The sequence below is a fragment of the uncultured Campylobacter sp. genome (genome assembly GCF_938018145.1).
In the GTDB taxonomy this organism is placed as follows: domain Bacteria; phylum Campylobacterota; class Campylobacteria; order Campylobacterales; family Campylobacteraceae; genus Campylobacter_A.
The window spans coordinates 1-1131 of sequence record NZ_CALIII010000277.1; the positions used below are offsets into that span (position 1 = coordinate 1).

The 1131-nt window shown below is 47.0% G+C and carries 2 protein-coding genes; both read right to left on the minus strand.

The genetic code is table 11. The features are described from left to right. Positions 1-677, minus strand: a 677-nt coding sequence (locus tag Q0338_RS06415; protein ID WP_298086038.1) for an ABC transporter permease, incomplete at its 3' end; no start/stop codon positions are given. Continuing rightward, the coding region (locus Q0338_RS06420) for a Fe-S-containing protein (RefSeq protein WP_298086039.1) at positions 674-1131 on the minus strand (458 nt) is incomplete at its 5' end. The genes Q0338_RS06415 and Q0338_RS06420, both read right to left, overlap by 4 nt.

The window sequence follows — 1131 nt, forward strand, 5'->3', positions numbered from 1 at the left end:
GAGTACTGTCCGGGCTTATTTAGAAGCTCCTGAGCTAGCTTTAGCGAAGTTACGATCTTATAGCTTTCTTCGCCGGCTCCTTTTAGCACACCAGCGATTTTTACGCTACGTCCGTTTAAATTTAGCTCGCCGCCGACGCTCAAATTTCGCTTCGCGGCTAAATTTTCGCCTACGAGCACGTTTTGCGTATCGTCGTCCTCTATCCATTTGCCCTCAACCGCCCAAAAGCCAAATAGCGTTTTTACGCCCGTTTTAAACTCGGGCTCGTCGGCCACGTTTGCAAATTTATCAAACCAAGTGCCCGTGATTTGGTATTTTTCGCCGCCAGCATCCTTTACCTCGCCGTTTAAAAACGGCGCAAACGCCACGATGTTATTTCGCCAAAAAATTTCCTTTACCTTATGCAAATCCTCTTCGTTTAGGTAGTTTTGCGATTTTAGCGGGGTGAAATTTTTGCCCTCGATCTCGATAGCTAGCGCTTCGCCCTTTGGCAAGACGACGATGTTTGAGCCGTAGCCGCGCAGCTCGCTAGCGATCTGATCGCCGATTTTTAGCGTGATATTTAGCATACAAGCGATCAAAACCGTCGCCAAAAGTATGGTGATAAAGGCCATTCCTTTTTGCACCTTCGAGCCGGTGATCGAGCTTTTTATAAGCCTTAGTTGCATATTTTTCATTTTAGAGTTCCGTTCGTGTCGACGTATTTTTCAGGGTTGGCTTCAAATTCCGCCTGAGTTTTTTCGTTTTCAAAGAAATACGTCCTGTTGTAGTATAAATAAGATTTCGAGCCGATGTTGCTTACTTTTTTGCGGCTTACCGGATCTAGCACCGTTTTTTCGATGACTTTTGAGAAGTAGTTTGCGCCGCTTTGGATGGTATCTAGCGTCACGGTCACGAATTTGCCGTCAAATTCAAAAGGCATAGGTATCGGGTTGCAGCCGCCCTCTTTGCCGACAGACGGCAAGAAAATGCGCACGTTGCACGAGATACATATGAGATCGCCGCCTTTTTTGACGTAGCCCATGTCACCGCATATCGCGCACGCGTCAAAGACGATGATCGGCGAAGCGCGGTCGGAAAAGCGGTTTAAAAGAAAAAACCTTATCTCCCTGCCCTCGTCGTTTATGTAGG